General features: G+C 58.6%; 13 protein-coding genes. 2 read left to right on the top strand and 11 right to left on the bottom strand.

Annotated elements, in window-relative coordinates; all coding sequences use genetic code 11:
• Positions 1–278: 278 nt before the first annotated feature.
• On the top strand, positions 279–2,420 hold the full coding sequence (pnp, locus tag FN828_RS07045; RefSeq protein ID WP_142492706.1) for a polyribonucleotide nucleotidyltransferase: 2,142 nt from the start codon (positions 279–281) through the stop codon (positions 2,418–2,420).
• A 143-nt stretch (positions 2,421–2,563) separates the two neighbouring features.
• Here pnp and FN828_RS07040 read toward each other — a convergent pair whose 3' ends face one another.
• The 8 genes from FN828_RS07040 to FN828_RS07005 form a co-directional block, all read right to left on the bottom strand.
• Positions 2,564–5,194, bottom strand: a complete 2,631-nt coding sequence (locus tag FN828_RS07040) for a nitrate reductase (protein ID WP_142492705.1) — start codon at positions 5,192–5,194, stop codon at positions 2,564–2,566.
• Positions 5,194–5,526 carry a nitrite reductase small subunit NirD gene (nirD, locus tag FN828_RS07035; RefSeq protein WP_142492704.1) on the bottom strand — a complete coding sequence of 111 codons (333 nt, stop codon included), beginning with the start codon at positions 5,524–5,526 and terminating at the stop codon, positions 5,194–5,196. The genes FN828_RS07040 and nirD overlap by 1 nt, the downstream gene beginning before the upstream one ends.
• The gene (gene nirB, locus FN828_RS07030) at positions 5,523–7,958 is read right to left on the bottom strand and encodes a nitrite reductase large subunit NirB (RefSeq protein WP_142492703.1); all 2,436 of its coding nucleotides are present in this window, start codon (positions 7,956–7,958) and stop codon (positions 5,523–5,525) included. The genes nirD and nirB overlap by 4 nt, the downstream gene beginning before the upstream one ends.
• A gap of 4 nt (positions 7,959–7,962) precedes the next feature.
• Positions 7,963–9,651: an ABC transporter ATP-binding protein gene (locus FN828_RS07025; RefSeq protein WP_142492702.1), complete on the bottom strand. Its 1,689-nt coding sequence runs from the start codon at positions 9,649–9,651 to the stop codon at positions 7,963–7,965.
• 5 nt (positions 9,652–9,656) lie between these two features.
• The gene (locus FN828_RS07020; RefSeq protein WP_142492701.1) at positions 9,657–10,739 is read right to left on the bottom strand and encodes an ABC transporter permease; all 1,083 of its coding nucleotides are present in this window, start codon (positions 10,737–10,739) and stop codon (positions 9,657–9,659) included.
• A gap of 79 nt (positions 10,740–10,818) precedes the next feature.
• On the bottom strand, positions 10,819–12,186 hold the full coding sequence (locus FN828_RS07015) for a CmpA/NrtA family ABC transporter substrate-binding protein (RefSeq protein WP_142492700.1): 1,368 nt from the start codon (positions 12,184–12,186) through the stop codon (positions 10,819–10,821).
• A gap of 256 nt (positions 12,187–12,442) precedes the next feature.
• Complete coding sequence (locus tag FN828_RS07010; RefSeq protein WP_142492699.1) at positions 12,443–13,624, bottom strand: CmpA/NrtA family ABC transporter substrate-binding protein; 1,182 nt, start codon at positions 13,622–13,624, stop codon at positions 12,443–12,445.
• Positions 13,621–14,205, bottom strand: coding sequence for an ANTAR domain-containing response regulator (locus FN828_RS07005; protein WP_142492698.1), 585 nt, complete (start codon positions 14,203–14,205; stop codon positions 13,621–13,623). Before FN828_RS07005 ends, FN828_RS07010 begins: the two co-directional genes overlap by 4 nt.
• Before the next feature lie 413 nt (positions 14,206–14,618).
• Between FN828_RS07005 and FN828_RS07000 the strand changes: the two genes are divergently transcribed.
• Positions 14,619–15,557 carry a 3-hydroxyacyl-CoA dehydrogenase NAD-binding domain-containing protein gene (locus FN828_RS07000; protein WP_142492697.1) on the top strand — a complete coding sequence of 313 codons (939 nt, stop codon included), beginning with the start codon at positions 14,619–14,621 and terminating at the stop codon, positions 15,555–15,557.
• 29 nt (positions 15,558–15,586) lie between these two features.
• Here the strand turns inward: FN828_RS07000 and speB are convergent, their stop codons facing one another.
• Genes speB through FN828_RS06985 form a run of 3 tightly spaced genes read right to left on the bottom strand, consistent with a single transcriptional unit; the run spans position 15,587 to position 18,761 of the window.
• The gene (gene speB / locus FN828_RS06995; RefSeq protein WP_142492696.1) at positions 15,587–16,534 is read right to left on the bottom strand and encodes an agmatinase; all 948 of its coding nucleotides are present in this window, start codon (positions 16,532–16,534) and stop codon (positions 15,587–15,589) included.
• Positions 16,531–17,376, bottom strand: a complete 846-nt coding sequence (locus tag FN828_RS06990; protein WP_235891433.1) for a C40 family peptidase — start codon at positions 17,374–17,376, stop codon at positions 16,531–16,533. The genes speB and FN828_RS06990 overlap by 4 nt, the downstream gene beginning before the upstream one ends.
• On the bottom strand, positions 17,376–18,761 hold the full coding sequence (locus FN828_RS06985; RefSeq protein WP_142492694.1) for a leucyl aminopeptidase family protein: 1,386 nt from the start codon (positions 18,759–18,761) through the stop codon (positions 17,376–17,378). Before FN828_RS06985 ends, FN828_RS06990 begins: the two co-directional genes overlap by 1 nt.
• Between the last annotated feature and the right edge of the window lie 63 nt (positions 18,762–18,824).

Below are 18,824 nucleotides of genomic sequence, written 5' to 3'. Positions count from 1 at the left end.
GTTCTGAGCCGGAAAATTGGGTAAACGAGCGCACAAAGACGCAGTGGGGTTCCCGCTGCGTCTTTGTTTTCATGCCAACAGCATGGTGCGCGGTGCAGAGACGGCCTTTCTATTCCCCGCTTCCAAAACTTGCAAAACTACGGTATGGCGCACACATCTGGAACGTGACGCCCAGACCCCGGCGTCGTGAAGCAATGATAGAGGGGTCGGCGGCAATGGGGCCGCCACGCAAACGGAAGACCCGGAGGGCCGGGAGTGCTTCCATAAGGATACGCTAGATGTTTAACGTAACGACCAAAACGATGCAGTGGGGCGATGAAACGCTGACACTGGAAACGGGCAAGATTGCCCGTCAGGCAGACGGCACCGTGATTGCCACGCTGGGCGAAACCAGCGTCATGGCAAACGTGACCTTTGCCAAGGAACCGAAACCCGGTCAGGATTTCTTTCCGCTGACGGTTCACTATCAGGAAAAATACTATGCTGCTGGCAAAGTTCCCGGCGGCTTCTTCAAGCGCGAAGCGCGCCCGACCGAAAAAGAAACGCTGACCGCGCGCCTGATCGACCGCCCGATCCGCCCGCTGTTCGTCCCCGGCTTCAAAAACGAAGTGCTGGTGATGTGTACCGTGCTGTCGCACGATCTGGTGAACGACCCCGATATCGTGGCAATGATCGCTGCCTCGGCTGCGCTGACCATTTCGGGCGCACCGTTCATGGGTCCGATTGCTGGCGCACGCGTTGGTTTCGTCGACGGCCAGTATGTGCTGAACCCGTCGGTCGATGACATGCAAGACCTGCGCAACAATCCTGAACAGCGTCTGGATCTGGTGGTTGCCGGGACCAAAGACGCCGTGATGATGGTGGAATCCGAAGCTTACGAGCTGACCGAGGCCGAAATGCTGGGCGCTGTGACCTTTGCACACGAGCAGATTCAGCCGGTTATCGACCTGATCATTTCGCTGGCCGAAGACGCCGCGAAAGAGCCGTTCGATTTCACCCCGCCGAATTACAGCGACCTGTTCGAGGTTGTGAAGGCCGCAGGCGAAGACAAAATGCGCGCCGCCTATGCCATCACCAACAAGCAGGAACGCGTCGCCGCTGTTGCCGCCGCCAAAGAAGGCATCAAGGCTGGCCTGAGCGAAGAGCAGCTTGAAGACGCGAATCTGGGTTCGGCAATCAAGAAGCTGGAATCGGTCGTGCTGCGTGGCTCGGTCGTGAAAGAAGGCAAGCGGATCGACGGTCGCGCACTGGATCAGGTACGCCCGATCGTTGCGGAAACCGGCCTGCTGCCGCGGACTCACGGCTCGGCGCTGTTCACCCGTGGCGAAACTCAGGGTCTGGTTGTGACCACGCTGGGCACCGGCGATGACGAACAGTTCATCGACGCGCTGCACGGGAACTTCAAATCCAACTTCATGCTGCACTACAACTTCCCGCCCTACTCGGTGGGTGAAGTAGGCCGCGTGGGGTCGCCCGGCCGCCGTGAAATCGGCCACGGTAAGCTGGCATGGCGCGCGCTTCAGGCCGTGCTGCCCGCCGCCACCGATTTCCCCTATACCATCCGCATCGTGTCCGAGATCACCGAATCGAATGGTTCGTCCTCTATGGCATCGGTCTGTGGCGGGTCGCTGTCCATGATGGACGCAGGCGTTCCGTTGAAAGCCGCCGTTGCCGGTGTGGCAATGGGTCTGGTGCTGGAAGACGACGGTTCCTATGCCGTTCTGACCGACATTCTGGGTGACGAAGACCACCTGGGCGACATGGATTTCAAAGTGGCAGGGACCGAAAACGGTATCACCTCGCTGCAAATGGACATCAAGGTTGCTGGCATCACCCCGGAAATCATGGAAAAGGCGCTGGCCCAAGCCAAAGATGGCCGGATGCACATTCTGGGCGAGATGAACAAAGCGCTGGCCGGTGCCGGTGATTTCAGCGTCCATGCACCGCGCATCGAAACCATGCAAATCCCGACCGACAAGATCCGCGAAGTGATCGGTTCGGGCGGTAAGGTCATCCGCGAAATCGTCGAAGTGTCGGGCGCCAAGGTCGACATCAACGACGACGGCGTGATCAAGATCGCCAGCCCGAACGGCGAAGCCATCAAGAAGGCCTATGACATGATCTATTCGATCGTGGCCGAGCCGGAAGAAGGCGGGATCTACAAAGGCAAGGTCGTGAAGATCGTCGATTTCGGCGCCTTCGTGAACTTCTTCGGCAAGCGCGATGGGCTGGTCCACGTCAGCCAGATCGAAAACCGCCGCCTGAACCACCCCTCGGACGTTCTGAAAGAAGGTCAGGAAGTATGGGTCAAGCTGCTGGGCTTTGATGATCGCGGTAAGGTCCGCCTGTCGATGAAAGTCGTCGATCAGGAAACCGGCGAAGAAGCCCAAAAAGAAGAAAAAGAAGGCGACGCAGAATAATCTGCTAACCTTCTGAAACAGGAAACCCCGGCCCATGTGGCCGGGGTTTTTCTTTTTCAATACAGCCGGGCTTTCGTATCAATGCGCTGATCTGTGATCCTGAAACCGTCCTTGGGTTTTGCGTTGCCGTCTTGCAAACCGGACTATTCCGCAGCTTCCTGCGGGCGGCGCATCTGGATCAGCGCCGCGATTTCGGGACGGCACGAACCGCAATTGGTTCCTGCCAAAAGAGCGGCACCGATAGCATCGACCGAATAAAGATGCTGCGTCTGTATCGCGTCCACAATCGTGTTCACCCCCACCCCAAAACACGCACACAAATTCGGCCCCGGATCGGGAACATCGACAGGGACGCGCCCCGACAGGACATCAGACCCCGCATATTCAGGCAAAGTCGCAAGATAATCACGCGCAACGGCAACCGGGGTGGCGGCAACGAAAAGCGCGGCCTGCAATCTGCCGCCCTTGAACAGTGCAATCCGCGCAATACCTCGGGCCGGGTCAATGATCGAGGAAACCGAAGCATCTTTCAGGCCAAACAGGCGAAGCGCCTCTGCCTCCCAATCCGCGATGTCTGACGTCCCGGCCAGTTCCGCCCGAAACCCCATACGCGATGGGACACGCGCCCAATAGTCACAAGAAGGCTGCATCGGGTCAGCAGATACGGCAAAGCCATACCATTTGGCCGCGAATGGCTCTAGCCGGACAACACTTGCCTTACTTTCGGGTTGCCCGGAAACAGGATCACAGGCCGGGGCAATCAGATCGTCAATCCGTGCCGCTGGCGCTGTTTCTCCGGTCCAATGCATCGGGGCAAAAACCTGTCCACATTGCACTGTGTCCGTAATGCGCGCGCGCAAAATCGCCTGCCCAATCGGGCTTTCGACCCGCACCAACCCCGCAGGCCCGATGTTCAGCCTGTCAGCATCATGTGGGTGAATTTCAATGAATGGCTCCGCTAGATGGGCGGATAAACGGGGACTTAGCCCTGTCCGGGTCATCGTGTGCCACTGATCCCGCACACGCCCCGTATTTAGCCGAAAAGGATACCGCGGCCCGGTTTTCGCGGCAGGCCTGCGATAGCTGACAGGCACAAATCGCGCCTTGTGGTCGGTATGGAAAAACCGCCCATCAGAAAAGAACCGCCCGCCTTGTTTGGCGCGGCACACTGGCCACCGCGTCGGCGCAAGATCGGCATAATCAAGGTCAGACAGGCCACTTAGCCCTGAAATATCAAAATCCAGCCCGAACTCTCCTGCGATCCCGGACAGGGCTGCATACTCGCGGAAAATCTCGGCTGCGGACCCATAGTCGAATTCCGTTTCCCACCCCATACGACGGCCCACCTCGGCCAGAATGGCCCAATCCGGACGCGTCCCTTCGGGGGCAGGCAGCGCGGCGCGCTGACGGCTGATCGTGCGGTCAGAATTGGTGACTGTGCCCTCTTTTTCGCCCCATGCGGATGCTGGCAAAAGAACATCCGCCAGACGCGCGGTATCCGTTGCATCTGTAATGTCCGAAACCACCGTGAACGGACAAGACGCAATCGCAGCACGCACAGAAGCCGCATCCGGCATACTAACGGCGGGATTGGTATGAATGATCCATAGCGCCTTGATCTGCCCTTGCCCCACTGCGCGGAACATGTCGACCGCCTTCAGACCGGCATGTGCTGGCATGGTTGGTGCAGACCAGAAGTCGCCAACAGCCCTGCGGTGACGGGGGTTTTCAATGTCCATGTGACAAGCAAGCATATTCGCCAACCCACCCACTTCGCGCCCGCCCATCGCATTGGGTTGTCCTGTCACAGACAAAGGCCCGCATCCCCGTTTCCCAATGCGGCCCGTGGCAAGGTGGCAGTTCAGAATTGCGTTCACCTTGTCAGCGCCCGAAGTCGACTGGTTCACGCCTTGGGAAAACACAGTGACGACCTTTTCGGTGCTGGCCCACAAATCGCAAAACTGTGCGATTTGCAGTTCTGACAATCCTGTTACAGCCGGATCGTCCTGACGTGCAGCCGCCAGTGCATCCTCGTACCCTTGGGTATTGCGCAAAAATGCCTTGTCGGCCAACCCACGGTCATGCAGCACCGCCAGCAAGCGGTTGAACAGCGGCACGTCAGCCCCCGGCGCAATGGCCAGATGCAAATCGGCATCGTCACAGGTGGCAGTACGGCGCGGGTCGATCACAACCAGTTTAGTCCCCCGCCTTTTGCGGGCATGGATCAGGCGCTGGTAAAGCACCGGATGGCACCACGCCAGATTAGACCCGACCAGAACAACCAGATCGGCTTCTTCCAGATCCTCGTAGGTTTGCGGAACCGTATCAGTGCCAAAAGCCCGCTTATGCCCCGCAACCGTCGATGCCATACATAGGCGCGAATTGGTGTCGATATTGGCGGAACCAATAAACCCCTTCATCAGCTTGTTGGCGATGTAATAGTCTTCGGTCAACAACTGCCCCGAGACATAAAAGGCGACGCTATCGGGACCGTGTTCTGCAATGGTTTCCGAAAACCGTCGCGCCACCAGCGAAAGCGCTTCGTCCCAAGTACTGCTTTGCTTCTCTATCTGCGGCGCGGTCAAACGATGTGACAGCCCCACAGTTTCGGCAAGCGCCAGCCCCTTGGAACACAGCCGCGCGTGATTGGCAGGATGGTCTGGATCGCCACGCACAGACAGCCCGCCGTGCGCATCGGGACGCAGCAATACACCGCAACCAACACCGCAATATGGACAGGTTGAACGAATTTCATCTGTGCGGCTGGCGGTCATCAGGCGGCACTCCTGCGCACAACGGTGGTCCCGTCCAGCAGGATACGCCCCCCATCCAGACGCACCGGATAGGTGGTAATTTGCCCCTGATCCCCGCCCAGCGCCTGCCCGGTGTTCAAATCAAACACCCAGTTATGCAGCGGACATGTCACCTTTTGCCCATGCACGATGCCATCCGAAAGCGGCCCTGCCTTGTGAGGACACATATCCGAAGCCGCAAACACTTCTGCATCCGCCGTGCGGAAAACCGCGATGCAGCCCACAGGCGTTTTCACCAATCGCGCCCCACGCAAGGGGATATCATCAATATGTCCGATGTCGATCCAGTTCATTCTGCGGCCTCCAAAGTAAGATCGGCAAGCGGCGCATAGCCCTGCGCCTTTTGCGTTGCATGTTCGGCCCACGGATCTTTGCGATAGATGGACTGCGAAACCTCAAAGCGTTCGACAAGCGCGCGACGGTTATCCAGATCGTCGACAACGCGTTCCCTGACCCAATCCAGGCCGACTTTGGCAACCCATTTATAGGGACGATCAAGGTATTTGGCGTTCTCTCGATAAAGCTGGATAAAGGCGATCGAGAGGTCCATAGCCTCTTGCTCTGACGGCACATCCGCAAGCGGCAGTGTCTCTTTCAAATCCATACCCGCAGCACCGGCGACGCCGACCTTGTAGCCGCTGTCGACGCAAACGATACCAACGTCTTTGCAGGTGGCTTCCGCACAATTGCGCGGACAGCCGGAAACCGCCAGTTTGACCTTGTGCGGTGTCCACGATCCCCACAGCGCCTTTTCCAGCTTGATCCCCAGCCCGGTGCTGTCCTGCGTTCCGAACCGGCAGTGATCGCTGCCAACACAGGTTTTCACCGTGCGCAGACCTTTGGAATACGCATGACCAGACACCAGCCCCGCCGCATTCAGATCAGCCCAGATATGCGGCAAATCCTCGGATTTCACCCCCAACAGATCAATCCGCTGGCCGCCTGTCACTTTGACGGTGGGGACATTGTATTTTTCGGCTGCATCTGCAATCGCCCGCAGCTCTTGCGCATTTGTGATCCCGCCCCACATGCGCGGCACCACGCTAAAAGTGCCATCTTTCTGGATATTGGCGTGCTTGCGTTCGTTCACGAAGCGGCTTTGCGGATCATCGCGGTAATCCAAAGGCCAGTCAGCCAGAAGATAGAAGTTCACAGCGGGACGACAGATGTGACAGCCGTTCGGTGTGTTCCACCCCAATTCCTGCCAAACCGCAGGCTGGGATTTCAGTTCCTTGGCCTTGATCAGACGGCGCACATCCTCGTGCGTCAGATCGGTGCAACCGCAAACAGACGCAGCGGCAGGAATTTGAAAACCATCGCCAAGCGTGACCTGCATCACCTGTTCGACCAACCCCGTACAGGTGCCGCAGGACGCCGATGCTTTTGTCATTGCCCGGACTGCCGCCAAATCTGTCGCGCCACCTGCAATCGCGTCGACGATCGTACCTTTGCATATGCCGTTGCAGCCGCAGATTTCCGCATCAAGCGGCAAGGCTGCAACGGCCGACAAAGGGTCCACGGTAGCGCCCCCCTGATATGCGGGACCAAAAATCAAAGTCTCCCGCATGTCAGTAATATCGGCACCATCCTTGATCAGACTGAAAAACCAATTGCCGTCTGCGGTATCGCCGTACATCACCGCGCCGATCAGTTTGTTTTCCTGGATCACAAGGCGCTTATAGATGCCCCGCGCCGGATCGCGGAAAACGACATCCTCGCGCCCCTCGCCCGAAGCAAAATCACCCGCACTGAACAGATCGCAGCCTGTGACTTTCAGCTTGGTCGAAATGCTTTTCTGAACAAAGGCCGCCTCTTGTCCCAGCAACGTCTGGGCCGCAACTTTCGCCTGATCGTAAAGTGGGGCGACAAGACCGAAGACGGCACCGCCATGTTCCACGCATTCGCCAACGGCCAATACATCAGTGTCCGACGTGACCAATTGATCATCCACATGAATGCCGCGCCCAACAATCAGCCCCGCTTCCTGCGCCAGTTTCACATTCGGGCGGATGCCCACCGCCATGACCAACAGATCACAGGGCAGTTCAGTGCCGTCATCCAGCAGCAGGGCCTTGACCTGTCCGTTCTTCCCAAGGATTTCCTTTGAATTCGCCCCAAGGCAGACGGTAATGCCTTTTTCTTCCAGCGATTTTTTCAACAGATACCCGGCGGCTTCATCCAGTTGGCGCTCCATCAGGTGTCCCATGATATGCACCACGGTAACATCTGCGCCGCGCGCGGCCATACCGGCGGCGGCTTCTAGCCCCAACAGCCCACCGCCAATAATCACCACGCGATTACCCGCGCACATCGCCATCATCCGTTCGGTATCTTCCAGATCGCGATAGGCAATCACCCCCTCAAGATCATGGCCGGGAAGGGGGATGATGAACGGCGACGATCCCGTACCGAAAACCAGCTTGTCATAAGACACCGGACCGTTGGCCCCCATGACCACTTTGGCGCTGCGATCAATGGCAATGACAGGTTCACCAAAGCGGCAGGTGACATTGTGCTGCGCATACCATCCCGCGTCATGAGTCACGATCTCGGCAAAGGTTTTTTCCCCTGACAAGACCGGCGACAGCATAATGCGGTTATAATTGCCGCGCGGTTCTTCGTTGAACAGCGTTACATCATAGGCATCTGGTGCCGCGTCGAAAAGATGTTCCAGCATACGGCCCGAGGCCATACCTGCACCGATAATCACAAGTTTCTGCGTCATTGGGTTACTCCGCTGCAATCGCCTTTGGGGCGGTTTTGGCCTTCGGTTTTGCGCCGTGTTCATACTCTTCAAGGAAATCCAGAACTTCCTGGCGATAGGCATAGTAATCAGGGTGTTCCAGAAGCGCCTTGCGGGTGCGCGGGCGGGGCAGGTCTACGTTGGTGATATGACCGATTGTCGCCTGCGGTCCGTTGGTCATCATCACGACGCGATCCGCCAGAAGGATCGCCTCGTCTACGTCATGGGTCACGCAGATTGCTGTCACTTTCGTGCGTTCCCAGACCTCCATCAGCACCTCTTGCAATTCCCATCGGGTCAGGCTGTCCAACATGCCGAATGGTTCATCCAACAGCAGAAGCTTCGGCGACAGGGCAAAGGCGCGGGCAATACCAACCCGTTGTTTCATGCCGTTGGACATGTCCACGGCGGGCTTATCCATCGCATCGGCAAGCCCCACTTTTTCAAGGTAATATTCGATGACATCCTGACGTTCGGACAGCGACGCGCCGGGATAAACCTTGTCCACACCGATGGCGACGTTTTCCTTGGCAGTCAGCCACGGGAACAGGTTCGGGGACTGAAAGACCACGGCACGTTCGGGATCAGCGCCGCGCACCTCGTATCCGTCCAGCTTTATGACACCCTTGGAAATGTCATTCAGGCCAGCCGCCATGGTCAGAACTGTGGACTTCCCACAGCCAGAATGCCCGATCAGGGAAATGAATTCCCCACGGTTCAGCTTCAGGCTGAAATCCTCGACCACGGTCAGCGGGCCTTTTGGGGTAGGATAGATTTTATGCAGCCCCTCGAAGGTCAGGAACTTCTGATCAATCAGACCTTCCTGCGCCCGTTCAACGGCGGCTGGAACGATTTGATTATGGATCGCCGTTACGTTCGGCAACCGCTTGCTGCCTTCGGCCTTTGCCTTGATCCCCACATCCATCAGGTAATTCGTGACCTGCGCCCGCAGCGCGTGGAACATCTCGTTATGGTTCATCGCACCACGATCCCGTGGGCGCGGGATGCTGACCTTGAATTCCTGTCCCAGCGTTCCGTCCGGGTTCAGCGCAATAATCCGGTCCGCCAGCAAAATCGCCTCGTCCACATCATTGGTGATCAGCACACAGGTTTTCTTGTCGGCCTCCCAGATATGTTCGATCTCATCGGCCAAATTGGCACGGGTCAGTGCATCCAAGGCGGAAAGAGGTTCATCCAACAGCAAAACCTCGGGATTCATCGCCAAGGCACGGGCAACATTCACCCGCTGCCGCATTCCCCCCGACAGCTCTGCCGGGCGGCGCATTCTGGCATGGCTCAATCCAACCATTCTGACGTAGCGATCAATCTTTTCCTGTTTTGCAGCTTTTGAAAGCCGGGGGAAAATTGTCTCGACGGCCAGCCCCACATTTTGATCCACCGTCAGCCAAGGCATCAGCGAATAGTTCTGAAAGATCACACCACGCTCGGGGCCGGGGCCGGTGATTTCCTCTTCCTTGAATGTCACGATCCCCTCCGACGGCTTTTCCAGACCCGCCATCAGATTGATAAGCGTTGTCTTCCCCGTCCCCGAAAAGCCAAGCAGCACAAGAAACTCGCCCTCTGCGACTTCAAGACTGATGTTCTTCAGAACCTCGGCCCGATGCTCCCCGTCGCCAAAGCCTTTCGACACGTTTTTGAAGCTAAGAATACCCATCTCGATCACCGGCTTTTGGAGAAGGTGAAAACGGATTGCAGGGCATACATCACGCGATCCAGCAAGAACCCGATCAGTCCGATGGTCAGTACCGCAACAATGATTTTCGCAAGCGACTGCGAAGACCCGTTCTGAAATTCATCCCAGACGAATTTGCCAAGCCCAGGGTTTTGCGCCAGCATTTCGGCGGCGATCAGCACCATCCAGCCCACCCCCAAGGACAGGCGCAGCCCCGTGAAAATCAGCGGCAAAGCCGAAGGCAAAACCAGTTTGGTAATCTTTTGCCAGATGCCCATTTTCAGCACACGGGACACCGAAACAAGATCCTTGTCGATCGAAGCCACCCCAAGGGAGGTGTTGATCAGCGTCGGCCACAGCGAACACAGCGTAACTGTGATGGCTGAAACCAAAAAAGATTTATCAAAGAACCCGTCATTCGTAGTGTAAAGCGCCGAAACCACCATCGTTACGATTGGCAACCACGCCAGCGGCGAAACGGGCTTGAATATCTGGACCAGCGGATTGATCGCAGCGTTCGCATAGGGCGACAAACCGGCAAAAATACCCAGCGGAATGGCAATGGCAGACCCGATCAGAAAGCCAAAGAACACCGTTTTGATCGAGGTCCATATCTGTTCATAGTAGGATGGCGACCCGGTATAGGGGATGTCCTTCACCTTTTCGGGTTGCCCTGCGGCGATGTATCTTGCGTTACGCGCCTCGACGCGCTCTACGAATTTTGCCTTCTGTTCGGCTTTGTCGCTGGCATCCTGATGAAGGTTGACCGCCTCCTGCCAAACGGCCACCGGGCCGGGGATCGCCCCAAGCGATGTCTGTACTTTCGGGGCCAATGTCCCCCACAGCGCCAGAAACCCGACAATCGCCAGAACCGGCACCCCAAGCAATTTCCAGATTTCTTTGACCTGTGCCTGCGGATCGTCCCCGGCCAGCGCCCTGAGGACAGGTGTTATCCATGAAAGGCCAAAGGCCCGAAACCATGTGTCAGCTTTGTTGATCAATATGAAAAGTTTCGCGCGACGAACCGCTTGGGTCTTGGCATCCAGCGCTTGGGGGTCGATAGCAGTCATTACGGCATCCTTGCGGGATTGAACGAAAAGGGGGAAATGGGCGCCTCCGGTGCGGCTGCGCCCGCAAGCGAAGGGGCAGTTACCCTTTCACCTCTATGCCTTGGACGGCTTGATCGCCTTTCAGTCCGATGGGCAGGCTGTCCAGATAGGCATTCGGGGTCTTGCCGTCATACGCAATGCCATCAATCACATCCCCAGCGGGCGTTGGAATTTTGTAACCATCTGACGTCCAAGGAAAATCTTCCTCTTTAGCAAGACCTTCCTCGACCAGAAGCCGCGCGGCCTCCAGATAGATTTCCGGCTTGTAAACGGATTTCGCAACCGCGTCATACCACGCGTCCGGCTTGGCCTCGGGGATTTGCCCCCATCTGCGCATCTGCGTCAGATACCACACTGCATCCGAATAAAACGGGTAGGTCGCATTATACCGGAAGAACACGTTAAAATCGGGAACATCTCGCTTATCCCCTTTTTCATACTCGAACGTGCCGGTCATGGAATTTGCGATAACGTCGTAATCAGCCCCCACATAATCAGGGCGAGACAGGATTTTCACGGCTTCCGGCCGATTGGCATTGTCATTTTCATCCAGCCACATCGCAGCGCGGATCAGGGCTTTGACGACGGCCTTGGTGGTGTTCGGGTATTTTTCGGCGAATTCCGCCGTGATGCCGAACACTTTTTCTGGGTTGTTTTTCCACAGTTCGTAATCCGTCACGACCGGCACGCCGATCCCCTTGAATACGGCCTGCTGGTTCCACGGCTCGCCCACGCTGTAGCCATAGATCGTACCCGCCTCTAGGGTAGATGGCATTTGCGGGGGCGGGGTAACGGACAGGAACACATCTGCGCCAATTTGCCCGGTAATGTTGTCTGGCGAATAATAGCCCGGATGCAACCCACCCGCCGCCAGCCAATACCGCAGTTCGTAATTATGGGTCGACACCGGAAAGACCATACCCATATTGAACGGCTTGCCTTCGGCTTTGTATTTATCCACCACCGGAACAAGCGCCTTGGCCGAGATCGGATGAACCGGCTTCCCATCATCGCCAACCGGGATGTTTGGCTTCATCTCTTGCCAGACCGCGTTGGATACCGTGATCCCATTACCGTTCAGGTCCATCGAAAACGGTGTGATGATATGGGCCTTGGTCCCGAAACCAATCGTCGCGGCCAGCGGTTGCCCCGCCAGCATATGCGCCCCGTCCAGTGTGCCATCAATCACGCCGTCGATCAGCACTTTCCAGTTGGCTTGCGCTTCAAGCGTTACAAACAGCCCTTCGTCATCGAAAAAGCCCTGTTCGTAAGCAATCGCAAGCGGGGCCATATCCGTCAGCTTGATAAACCCAAAGGTCAGTTCGTCCTTTTCCAAGTCCAGCATATCCGCCCAAGCACCAGACATAAGAGCCGAGGAGGCGGCAAGGCCGAGGAGGAGAGTCTTCATCTGTCTGTCCCTTTGATTGCGCCCCGTTTCCATCGGAGCGGAAAAACAAAAAAGCCGCCGACACGTATCACCATGAAAAGACAGGTGATCGGTCGAGCGGCTTTGCCCTGGTTTCCCAAACATTGGGAAAATATCTTGTCTGACGGCGCCATTGCCACCAGTTCTATTTTTTGTGTGGCAGAATCAGGGGTGGATCAACTGGGGGCAGATCAGGCCGAATAACTTTCTGCACCGCAGCGCAATTTTGCCCGAAATTTCAGCGATTATCTTGGATCGGTTCAAAAACAGTGCCGTCAAAAAACGTATCCGGCTTCAGACTGACATGCCCCGTCATCCCCGGCACCGAAGAAACCTCGGGCATTCCGCCTTCGGGTTTGCTCGATTCCACCGGAAGGATCGCACTGGTCCGGCCCAAGGCTGCCCGATACAGATCGGTCCGAAAGACAGCCCCCCCTGCCGTGGCGGATGCGGTCACGTCCAACTGATGCTGCTGCGCAAGATGCCGCCCGATCCATTCCCCCTGCGACCGCCACGGAAAAGTGGCCACCCCATCGAAGAATTCCAAAAACTGCGGCACCTGCCGTTCTTCCCCGCGCGAGGAAATCACCAGACGCCCGGTCAATGCGCGTTCAATAATCTCGGGCGACAGATCAAGATAGCGCTGACGCGATAGCAGCTCTGCCGCCAGACTTTGCGATGCAGGTTCCGCCAGCCACCGCCCCGCCCGCCAGACAGCCCGGATCAGCCGCCCCAGCAGAACGCTTTCGGTTTCCGCCCATGTGCTGCGTACCGCTAAAATCTTCTCTGGCGCGAATTTCCAAATGGCAGCACCGGGCAACAACAATGTGGCGACCCCCTTTTCAACCGCCATCGACCCCCAGGGTTCCCCCACACAAAACGCATCAATTTCCCCGGCTTCGATCGCATCCACCATCAGGGGCGGCGGAACCGTATGGATCGTCACCTTCTCGCGTACAGCATGTCCAATGGTCCCCAGCCAATATTCCACCAGCGCGCGCTGCATCGAAAACGGAAAGGGAACCCCAATGCGCAGCCCGTCAGGCGTGGCCGCAATCAGGGCCGCCCCCGCCGAATACGCATCATCAAACGCGAAATTATGCCCAGCCGAGCGCAATCGCGCCGCAATCTGTGTATTCACCCCGATCACCGTCCCGTTGACCGACAGAACAGACCCTGCCACCACGGGCGTCATCCCCCCGCCAAGCCCCAGCGCCGTAGCAACCGGCATAGGGGCCAGCATATGCGCAGCATCCACCTGACCAAAAGACAGCATATCCCGAATGGACGACCACGATGGCGCACGCCTGAGATCCAGCGCAATCCCTTCTTCTGCGGCAAAGCCCATCTCGTGCGCGACCACCAGCGGCGCGGCATCCACCAATGGAATGAACCCTACAGAAATCTGCGTCTGCCTCATCCCAGAAGCCCCGCCGACAGAACCAGCGCCGCCGCCACATCAGCGACCCGCTTGTTTTGATTCATCGCCGCCTTGCGCAGGATGACATAGGCCTCGCCCTCGTCCACGCCCCGCGCCTTCATGATCATGCCCTTGGCTCGGTCGATCACCTTCCGTTCCTCTAGGGCGCGCTTGGTTTCGGCCAGCTCCGTGCGCATACGCTGGAACATACGAAACCGGGCAATAGCCGCATCCAGCACAGGTTTAACGCGGGATGGCTGCATTCCATCCACCACATAGGCCGAAACGCCCGCCTCAATGGCGGCAGCCGATAATCCTTCGTCCGAACTATCCACAAACATCGCCACGGGACGTTCTAATGGGCCAGAGGCCACCGCCAGTTCCTCTAGAATGTCGCGCGACGGATTTGCCAGATCAATAAGCACCACATCCGGCCTGCGTTCTTCGATCTGGCGCGCCAGCCAGGTAGGGTCCGAAATCACATGGATGTCAAAAGACCCCGCCGCGCGCAGGCTGTCGACGATGGGCAGCGCACGATCCCGATCTGGTTCAACGATGATAATGGACAGCGTGTCAGTCATATCTGCTTCGACCACCCGTCCAAGGACAAGTAAAGCCTCACATCAGTGCCGGTTCTGTCTTTGTAGCCTGCAAAAGAACGCCGCATAAAATTGCCCAACCTTTGAACAATCTGCACAATATTTAGTCACAAAATTGGATCGGGCAGCGTTCACAAAACCTGCGGCCCTGAACGCGCCCCTTCTTGAACCTGCACCTTCAGGATCAGGGCAAGACGCTCTCTGCATTCCTATGTAGCACTGCGATCCGGCAAAACCCGTCGCGCAGATCTTTGACGGAACGCTTATCCGTCCTGTGGGTTTGAGTATTTCTGATCAGAAAGAAGCCAATTGGGTTTTGCCCTGTCCGCTGGTGGCTTGTGTGTCGGGGCGTGATGGGAAAGGGTACATCAACCCGAAACCAACCGGATCAATAGATGACACACCCCCACACCATTGCCGCTCTGGGCGGCGGGCTGATCGGCGCAAGCTGGTCAGCACTGTTTCTGGCTTATGGCCATCGCGTGCGGATCGCAGACCCCAATCCGCAGGCCGCAGATTATTGCCGTGACTTCATCATCCGCGCCTGGCCGCATCTGTCTGAACTGGTTTCGGACCTGCCCGACACCCCGCCACTTGACCAGTTGGCCGTGTTCAACGACATCGGCGCCGCCTGTCACGGCGCCACGTTCGTGCAGGAATGTGGCCCCGACCGGATTGGCCCGAAGCAACAGATCGTCGCGCAGGCAGAGGCCGCATTGGAAGCCGATGTCTTAATCGCCTCTTCAACGTCTTCCCTGATGGCCACGGATATACAGGCACAGGCGCAGCATCCGGGCCGCATTCTGGTGGCCCATCCGATGAACCCGCCGCATCTGGTGCCTTTGGTGGAACTGGTCGCGGGGAACCGCACGGCCCCGGATACCCTGTCCCGCGCCGAGGCATTTTATGCCTCTTTGGACCGGGTCACGATCCGGGTGCAAAAGGAACGGCCCGGCCATCTGGCGAACCGCCTGACATCAGCCCTGTATCGCGAAGCGGTGAATATCGTGGCCGAAGGGATTGCCAGTGTTGCCGATGTCGACCGCGCAATTGCCTATGGTCCGGGGATGCGCTGGGGTCTGATGGGGCCACATTTGATTTATCATCTGGGCGGTGGGCCGGGCGGGTATCGGCATTATCTGGATCATCTGGGCCCGACACAGGAAAGCCGCTGGCAGGATCTGGGGCATCCCCGCCTGACCCCCGAATTGGTCGAGGATTTGGTGGCTGGGCTGGAACAGGAAATCGCCGGACTGGACCCCGATCAGATCGAAGCATCACGCGACCGGGCCTTGGTGGCGCTGGCAAAGCTGAAACAGGGGTTGCCGTTCTAAACCATCCGCCGCGCCTTTGCGGCGCGGGGTCACACCATCTGGCACAACAATTCAAACATCACCGTAACAGCCAGATAGGCGGTGCCGCCACTGGGATCGAAGGGGGGCGACACCTCGACCACGTCAGCACCCGCGATCCGCACACCGCTTAGCCCGCGCACCACCTGTAACGCCTGATAGGCATTCGGGCCGCCCACTTCGGGCGTTCCGGTGCCGGGGGCAAAGGCCGGGTCGACAAAGTCGATGTCATAAGAAACATAAGTGTCCCGCTGCCCCACGATCTGCCGTGCTTCGGCCATCACATCCTCGGGGCCGCGGGCGTGGAATTCTTCGATTGAGACGATACGAATGCCGTTGGCACGGGCGAAATCCAAATCCTCGCTATCGTATTGCGAGCAGCGAATGCCGATTTGAATCACGCGCTTGGGGTCCAAAAGCCCCTCTTCCACGGCGCGGCGGAACGGGGTGCCGTGGGTGTACATCTGGCCGTTGAAATAGGAATGATACAGATCCGTGTGACTGTCGAAATGGATCATTCCCAGCGGGCCGTTTGCGGCCAGCGCCCGTAACACTGGCAGCGATGTCAGATGATCGCCCCCCACCGTCAGGGGCCGGATTCCCGCCGCCATTGCCGCACTGTAAAAGGCCGTGATCCGCGCCATGCTGTCCTGAATATCAGCCGGGTTGATCGCCACATCCCCCAGATCGGCGCAGGCCGCCTGTTCAAACGGGCGTATCCCGGAAACCGGATGCTGCGCCCGGATCATGGTGGACGCGTCCCGCATCTGCCGCGGGCCATGTCGCGGCCCCGGCCGGTTCGTCGTGCCGCTATCCCACGGCACGCCAATCAGCCCCACCTGCACATCGCTGAACCGTTCATGCCCCGGCGGCACGAATGGAAGCCGCATGAAGGTCGGTATCCCCGCAAAACGCGGCAGTTCAAAACCCGAAACAGGGTGGAAAAATGGATCGCTCATTCCGGTTTCCTGACGAGGGGCAATCTGCGGCGGGCCGTCACCGGGCCGCCATTCTGCGCCGCGATCCGCTCAATCGCAGCATCCTGATCCTCGTAGGCGACGGCCATATTATAGGCGTTCGCATGTAAAATCTGGCCCCGCCCCGCCACCAGCGCAACATGCCCTTTCCAGAACAGCAAATCCCCCCGGCGCAATTTCGCGTCATCGGTCAGCGCCCGGCCCAATCCCGCCTCTTGCATATCGCTGTCCCCCGGACAGGGAATGCCGCAGCCATAACAGGCGGCCTGCACCAGACCGGAACAATCAATCCCCCAGATGGAATTGCCCCCCCACAGATACGGCACGCCCAGATAGCGCTCTGCGACCTCGATCGGGTCGCGGGCCAGCTTGTCCAGCGGGGCAAGGTGCGGCTTGGGGATATAGCCCAGCGGGGTTTCCCAAAACCCCCGCGTTTCCCCGATCACCCGAAATTGCGACCCCATGCTCAGGCTCATGCTTTCGTGGCTTTTGAAATCCGGCTCTGGATACAGATGCGAGGCCCGCGCGATAATCCAATGCGTTGCGGGGCGTCGTTCCTCTAGCTGGTCGAATTGTAGATAACCGACGTAGCCATCCTTTTCGGCCTGCACAAAGGCCCATCCGGCGCGTTCTTCGTACATGGTGACGCGTTCGCCCAGCAATAACTGCCGCTCACGCCGCCCATGCGGGGCGGACAACAGATCAGCCAGCGGCACCGCCACCATTTTTTCGGTGCCATGCACATAGCGCGGCGCGTCCACCTTGCCCCGCAGATGCGCGGCGGCGACGCGGGCATTGGCAGGGGTCAGGCGACGGTCCATAATTAAAGCTCCAACAGGTCTGGCAGCGCCTCTAGCAACGCGCGGGCGCCCATCCCCACCCCGCCCTTGGGCCGGGCCGGTTTGCTGGCGGGGGACCAGCCGTAAATATCGAAATGCGTATAGCGGCAGGCATCGCCTGCGAAACGGCGCAAAAACAGCGCCGCCGTGATTGATCCCGCAAACCCGCCCTTGGGCGCATTGTCCAGATCGGCGATACCGGGTTCCAGCTCGGCCTCGTAAGGGTCCCAGAACGGCAAGCGCCACACCGGATCAGCCACCCGCGCCGCAGCCAGCGCCAGCGAGGTGGCAATCGCTTCGTCATCGGTGAAAAACGGCGACAGGTCCGGCCCCACAGCCACCCGCGCCGCGCCGGTCAACGTGGCCATGGATAGCATCAGGTCCGGTTTCCCTTCGGCCCCCAGCGCCAAGGCATCGGCCAGCACCAGCCGCCCTTCGGCATCGGTGTTGTTGATCTCAACCGTCAGCCCCTTGCGGCTGGTCAGGATGTCGCCGGGGCGGAAACTGTTGCCCGCCACGCTATTTTCCACCGCTGGGATCAGCACCCGCAGGCGCAGTTTCAGACCCAGCCCCATGATCATATGGGCCAGTCCCAGCACCGTCGCGGCACCGCCCATGTCCTTTTTCATCAAGGCCATCGAACCGCCCGGTTTCAGGTTCAGACCGCCGGTATCGAAACACACGCCCTTGCCCACCAGCACCAGCGCGGGACCGCTTTCGCCCCATGTCATGTCAATCAAACGCGGCGCCTGTTCGGCAGCACGCCCCACGGCATGAATCATCGGGAAATTCTGCGTCAGAAGATCAGCCCCCGCGATAACCGTTACAGCCGCCCCATGCTGTGCCGCCAGATCATGCGCCGCCTGTTCCAACGCATCCGGCCCCATATCGCTGGCCGGGGTGTTGATCAGATCACGGGTCAGGCATTCGCCCGCCGCGATCACCTGCAACCGCTGGGCATCCACACCTTCGGGCGCGACCAGCCGCGCTTTGGCCCCGGTCTGCGTGTGATAGCGATTGAACGCATAGCCCGCCAACAGCCAGCCCAATGCCTCTTCCTCGGCATGTTCAGCGGGCAGGCCGCTGGCAATCCGGTACACCCCTTCGGGCAATGACGCCGCGACCGAGGCCAAATGGAACCGCCCCCGTTTGCGTTGCGCCGCCGTGCCGTACCCCGCCAGCGCCGCCACAGGCGCACCATCGGCACCGGGAATCAGCAGCGTTTTACCCAAGCCCCCCTTGAACCCATTCGCAGACACCCACGCCTGAACAGTGGCAGATTGCGCAGCAACCCACCCTGTCACGGCGTCAGTTTCTAATACATGAACAGGAATGGCATCGTCAGACGCCGTGGCAAAAGTCAAAGTCATCAAAGGCCCCATCGGTCGATTTGGCCCCAGCCTACGCCCTTCTGCGGCACCTGCAAGGGGGGC

Origin of the sequence: Thalassovita litoralis, from assembly GCF_900182725.1 — a bacterium.
Taxonomy (GTDB): domain Bacteria; phylum Pseudomonadota; class Alphaproteobacteria; order Rhodobacterales; family Rhodobacteraceae; genus Thalassobius; species Thalassobius litoralis.
Note: the sequence above shows the minus strand (reverse complement) of the source record. Positions and strands in the feature narration are given on the sequence as shown.

Coding starts and splice junctions, on each gene's coding strand:
- FN828_RS07040 (WP_142492705.1), bottom strand. CDS start 5,194: ATGACCGCCAGCCGCACAGATGAAATTCGTTCAACCTGTCCATATTGC.
- nirD (WP_142492704.1), bottom strand. CDS start 5,526: ATGAACTGGATCGACATCGGACATATTGATGATATCCCCTTGCGTGGG.
- nirB (WP_142492703.1), bottom strand. CDS start 7,958: ATGACGCAGAAACTTGTGATTATCGGTGCAGGTATGGCCTCGGGCCGT.
- FN828_RS07005 (WP_142492698.1), bottom strand. CDS start 14,205: ATGACTGACACGCTGTCCATTATCATCGTTGAACCAGATCGGGATCGT.
- FN828_RS06985 (WP_142492694.1), bottom strand. CDS start 18,761: ATGACTTTGACTTTTGCCACGGCGTCTGACGATGCCATTCCTGTTCAT.
- FN828_RS07000 (WP_142492697.1), top strand. CDS start 14,619: ATGACACACCCCCACACCATTGCCGCTCTGGGCGGCGGGCTGATCGGC.
- speB (WP_142492696.1), bottom strand. CDS start 16,534: ATGAGCGATCCATTTTTCCACCCTGTTTCGGGTTTTGAACTGCCGCGT.
- pnp (WP_142492706.1), top strand. CDS start 279: ATGTTTAACGTAACGACCAAAACGATGCAGTGGGGCGATGAAACGCTG.
- FN828_RS07015 (WP_142492700.1), bottom strand. CDS start 12,186: ATGAAGACTCTCCTCCTCGGCCTTGCCGCCTCCTCGGCTCTTATGTCT.
- FN828_RS07025 (WP_142492702.1), bottom strand. CDS start 9,651: ATGGGTATTCTTAGCTTCAAAAACGTGTCGAAAGGCTTTGGCGACGGG.
- FN828_RS07010 (WP_142492699.1), bottom strand. CDS start 13,624: ATGAGGCAGACGCAGATTTCTGTAGGGTTCATTCCATTGGTGGATGCC.
- FN828_RS07020 (WP_142492701.1), bottom strand. CDS start 10,739: ATGACTGCTATCGACCCCCAAGCGCTGGATGCCAAGACCCAAGCGGTT.